This window comes from Spirulina sp. CS-785/01, assembly GCF_028330525.1.
GTDB lineage: Bacteria > Cyanobacteriota > Cyanobacteriia > Cyanobacteriales > Spirulinaceae > JAQMSD01.
This window is the reverse complement of sequence record NZ_JAQMSD010000082.1, coordinates 1-4,381: the sequence shown is the minus strand read 5'-3', so window position 1 is coordinate 4,381 and position 4,381 is coordinate 1. Positions and strand designations below refer to the sequence as shown.

At 45.3% G+C, this 4,381-nt stretch carries 5 protein-coding genes and 1 pseudogene; 4 read left to right on the top strand and 2 right to left on the bottom strand.

Going from position 1 to position 4,381, the window contains the following annotated elements; genetic code table 11:
• A pseudogene (locus tag PN462_RS04610) lies at positions 1–880 on the bottom strand (hypothetical protein); the annotation flags it as partial.
• Between PN462_RS04610 and PN462_RS04605 the strand changes: the two are divergent.
• The 4 genes from PN462_RS04605 to PN462_RS04590 all read left to right on the top strand — a co-directional run bounded on the left by PN462_RS04605 (position 879) and on the right by PN462_RS04590 (position 3,240).
• Positions 879–1,040, top strand: a complete 162-nt coding sequence (locus PN462_RS04605) for a hypothetical protein (protein WP_272126828.1) — start codon at positions 879–881, stop codon at positions 1,038–1,040. The pseudogene PN462_RS04610 and the gene PN462_RS04605 sit on opposite strands and share 2 nt — an antisense overlap.
• Before the next feature lie 95 nt (positions 1,041–1,135).
• Positions 1,136–1,789 (top strand): slr1658 superfamily regulator, encoded by a 654-nt coding sequence (locus PN462_RS04600; protein ID WP_272126826.1) that lies wholly within the window; start codon positions 1,136–1,138, stop codon positions 1,787–1,789.
• Between the two features lie 133 nt (positions 1,790–1,922).
• On the top strand, positions 1,923–2,267 hold the full coding sequence (locus tag PN462_RS04595; protein ID WP_272126825.1) for a slr1659 superfamily regulator: 345 nt from the start codon (positions 1,923–1,925) through the stop codon (positions 2,265–2,267).
• 133 nt (positions 2,268–2,400) lie between these two features.
• Positions 2,401–3,240 (top strand): GGDEF domain-containing protein, encoded by an 840-nt coding sequence (locus PN462_RS04590; RefSeq protein WP_272126823.1) that lies wholly within the window; start codon positions 2,401–2,403, stop codon positions 3,238–3,240.
• Between the two features lie 78 nt (positions 3,241–3,318).
• On the opposite strand, the gene PN462_RS04585 is transcribed toward PN462_RS04590, so the two are convergent.
• The gene (locus PN462_RS04585; protein WP_272126822.1) at positions 3,319–4,227 is read right to left on the bottom strand and encodes a histone deacetylase family protein; all 909 of its coding nucleotides are present in this window, start codon (positions 4,225–4,227) and stop codon (positions 3,319–3,321) included.
• Positions 4,228–4,381 lie beyond the last annotated feature (154 nt).

Sequence of the window (4,381 nt, the reverse complement as noted above, 5' to 3'; positions counted from 1 at the left end):
GTTCTAGGTCGGGGTAGGCTTGCTCTGGGGGGGCTTCTCCTCGGTTGGCACTGCGGGACCGCATCCAGTAAAAGTTGCCTAAGTCGTTGAGGAGGTCGGCTTCGAGGGAGAAGGTGGCTTGGGTAGCGATCGCGCTTTCATAGGCTTCTATAGCCCGGCTGAGGGTGTCGTAGGACCCGTCCCCTTGGGCGATGCGATCGCGCCAATAATGACCCCCTTCTAACCCCAATTGCGCTGGTTTAGCGGGGGAGGGTTGAGGTGGGGGCGGTTTTTTCGGCAGTGCAACGAGGGGAAACTCCCCTTCTTTGGGGATGGGTTTCTCTGGGGAGTCTTGGGGGGAGGTGGGGGGTGGGGTTGCACCGGGGAGACAGTCTGCGGTTAACTCAAAAATCCCACTGTGCCACCGCCAAAACTCTGGGGCCGACTGTTGGATGGTGTGTAACCAAGGGGGAGAGACCCATAATAATAAACTAAATTGTAGTTGGGGGAGGTGACGGGCCAGACGGCGGAGGTTACGGAGGAATTGCTGTTGCAGGAGGGCGGGTTGCCGGGTGAGTCCCTCGATGCCCAGAATAGCAAAGGTGGGAAAGGGTTGTTGTTGGTTGAGGTGGGGATGGGTTTTCAGGTAGGCTGCGATCGCGCCTAAAAAATTCGGATTCTCTCCCTCTAGGATAATGGGAATTAAGGGCGGATCACTAATGGTCTCTTGGAGGTCTTGCCAAAAGCGGTCTCGCACCGTCCCCAAGGGAGAATTTTCCCCTTGACTCTCCTCACACACCGCCAAAAAAATTTGCCGACGTAACCCTGCACTTAACGCCTTTTGCAGACGTTGATAGGAAGTCGTTGTTTGCTCACAGTCAACAAAAGCAGAAGACACCATGGACACCCTCAAAACCAATCATGTTATTCCCTTGTTACAAGGAAATTTAGACTCCATCGGTACAAAAATCAGCGTTTCCTCAATCTTCTCTGGGAAACCCCCCAAAAAAGACCAACAAGACGGGTCTAAGCTAGGCTACATTGGAGAGAAGATGGGGTGATTGTCCTGGCCTCTCTGGCTCATAGGTTGTCTCCTTGTAGCGGTCTCCTGTTGTTCCATTGCCTAAAAGCAAATCCCTCTCATTGTTTACAGATTATGATGGATAATCTAGGGAGTTGGCCGATTTTGTCCAACTCCATACACCCCCCCGTCCACGGACTCAAGAAAATGCAGCAAACCTTTGGTGATTTTATTGATGCTTTACCCCAAAGTCCAGAATATCTAATGCTGGGGTTTTCTCCCAGTTCTATCCCCCTTCAACAACGGTGGCGGAATAATGGCTTGTCGGCGGACTTTCTCGCTGACTATTTTACCACGTTTTTTCCCATTGATGACGAAAATCCCCATAGCTGGACTCAGCAAGCCGAAATCAAAAGTGCTGTTAGCTATGTCGCCAATGAATTACTCGAAAATGCGATGAAGTTTAATGATCCTAGTTATGATTATCCTATTAGTATTGCTTTATATTTTAGTACGGATCAACTAATTTTTTCTTTAACCAATAGTGTGGTGGCTGAACAAGTAGAGACGTTTCAGCGTTATCTTCAAGACTTAATACAGTCTGATCCTCAAGAAATGCTGCTGTTACAATTAGAAAAAAATGCCCTAGAAGAAACTAGCACATCTCGGTTAGGCTATTTAACAATGATGAATGATTATGGGGCAAAACTGGGGTGGAAGTTTGATACACTGGTCGATCAAAATGCCCCCATCACAACGGTGACAACCATGGTACAGCTTGCTTTGTAAGGGAGAAACCGGAAGTTTTGTGTTGGGTTTTACAGAAATCGACTAAAATCTACATTAAAGAATTATGACGGTTTACGGGTTACTAATGACGGATTACTGATTGCTGACTACTGATTATTGTAATAGGAGGCGTATGGATATTACCACAGAAACTTATCAAGTTACCTACGATGACACAACTCAGACCATTATTTTCCACGGTTCACTGCGTTTAAGTGGCATGGAAGAATATACACCAATTATTGATTTATTACATCAAATTGCGGATCAAAGACCTACTTCCATGAGTCTAGATTTACGTAACCTTCAGTTTCTCAATAGTTCTGGAATTAATGTACTATCTAAATTTGTAATTCGAGTTCGACAATATAAAAATATTGCCTTATTTATTATCGGCTCAAAAGACATTCCTTGGCAAGGAAAATCCCTCAAAAACTTACAACGATTAATGCCTCAATTGCAATTAGAGTGGGAGTAATTTGTACTGTTTATAAAATTAAATATTTTATTTTCCTTAATCCCTTAAATTGGATGAGTGGATCAGGTACAATGCTTTCTAAGTCTAAAGATATCCTTGATAGCTCATTGAGGATTAATCATTGCTAGTAAAAATGATGCAGTCCAGTCCGGGGCAACCTCCTTCAGTGCCAGAATTACTCAAGCAAATTGACGCGCTCAATGAGCAGATGGCACAGTTACAACAAGAAAATAGTGATTTAAAAATCTTGCTCGAAACTGTCACCGTTCATTCCGATACGATGGAGGAGGAGTTGCATCGTCTCAATGAGCAATTAGAGCAAGAAATGGAGAAGCGTCTCAAAAATATGAGAGCATTGCATTTTTTACTCTGGATGGTGACACAGGATATAGCAGATTTGCAAATTGTCCTAGAAACTGCCACCCAACATGGGGATTTAATGGAGCAGTATTTGCATGATCAGAGTATTCGTGATCCCCTAACGGGGTTATTTAACCGTCGTTATCTCAATGATGATTTTGAGCGTGTTTTAGTCCATGGGAGCAACCGCAAACAGCCCTTTGGATTAATTTTAGGAGATATTGATCATTTTAAAGCCTTTAATACAAAATTTGGGCATAAAGCGGGGGATGAGGTACTGATTCGAGTGTGTCAATATATTCAAGAGACTGTCCAAGATGTGGGGACGGCCTATCGTTACGGAGGAGAAGAATTATTAATTATTATCCGGGATTGTTCCTTATACACCACCTACGACATCGCGCAACGGTTGCGAGAGGGGATTAAACAGTTAAAAGTCCATTATTCCGAACAAGATTTAGGGTCGATTACCATTTCCTTTGGGGTAGCGGGATTTCCCGATCACGGGAAAAATAGTGATAGGTTAATTGCGATGGCAGATGAGGCATTATATCAGGCCAAAGCACAAGGCCGCGATCGCGTGATTTTAGCCCAGTTTCCCCCTTCCTCGTGAGAAAATCCCCTTGGGTTTGAACCCAAGACGAATCGCTAATCGCTAAAACCCGTTAAAAATGGGTGACGTGACATCCGGTTAATCGTTATAGATGACCTCTGTCGCGGCGGTATGGAGCAAGGAATGACGATAGACTAGAGCAGACATATCTTGACAATATCCCCCCCCAATAACGCACGCAACGGGGTATCCTGCGGCCACACAGGAACTAAGAACCAACCTTTCTCGACGATAGACTCCACGATCGCTCAATGCTAGTTTACCCAAGCGATCGCCCCCATGAACATCAACCCCCGCATCATATAAAACTAAATCCGGGTTCACCTCCGTTAATAAATCCGGCAGAGTTTGGGCTAAAATCTGCAAATAACCCTCATCATCCAGTCCTTGGGGGAGGGGGATATCGAGATCACTGGGTTGCTTACGACTGGGGAAATTGACCTCACAGTGCATGGAAAAGGTAAACACTCGCGGATCATTTTGGAAAATAAACGCTGTCCCGTCTCCTTGGTGGACATCGAGATCAACAATCAGGATTTTTTGCACCCGTCCCAAAGAGAGTAACACACGGGACGCAATGGCTAAATCATTGAAAATACAAAATCCTGACCCAAAATCGGGAAACGCATGATGGGTCCCTCCTGCGGTATTACAGGCCATACCATAGTCTAACGCTAATTTAGCCGCCAAAATTGTCCCCCCCACTGCGGTACAAGTCCGCGTCACTAACCCAGGACTCCAAGGAAGGCCAATGCGTCGTTGTGCTTTGGGGTCTAATGTTCCGTTACAATAGGCGGCCACATAATCGGGAGTATGGACTAATTCTAGCCAATGGTGGGGCGGTCGTTCCGGTTGGTGGATTTGTTCGGGTTTAATAATCCCCGTGTCTAGTAAATAATCGCACAACAACTTAAATTTGGGCATGGGAAACCGATGACCGTCGGGTAACGGGGTGACATAATCGGGGTGGTAGATAATGGGGAGCAATGTTATTTTATTGGTTATTGGTTGTGGGTTATTTGTGAAAAAGGGAATCGGGAATCGGGAATCGGGAATAATATATATATTTTTGTTTTCCCCCAGAGGGAGGAGAGAGAATAGAGGAGAGAGGATAGAGAAAAAATTACAGACTTCTCACTTC

Excerpts from the sequence above, each read along its gene's own strand:
- PN462_RS04605 (WP_272126828.1), top strand. The coding sequence starts at position 879 with ATGGACACCCTCAAAACCAATCATGTTATTCCCTTGTTACAAGGAAAT.
- PN462_RS04600 (WP_272126826.1), top strand. The coding sequence starts at position 1,136 with ATGATGGATAATCTAGGGAGTTGGCCGATTTTGTCCAACTCCATACAC.
- PN462_RS04595 (WP_272126825.1), top strand. The coding sequence starts at position 1,923 with ATGGATATTACCACAGAAACTTATCAAGTTACCTACGATGACACAACT.
- PN462_RS04590 (WP_272126823.1), top strand. The coding sequence starts at position 2,401 with ATGATGCAGTCCAGTCCGGGGCAACCTCCTTCAGTGCCAGAATTACTC.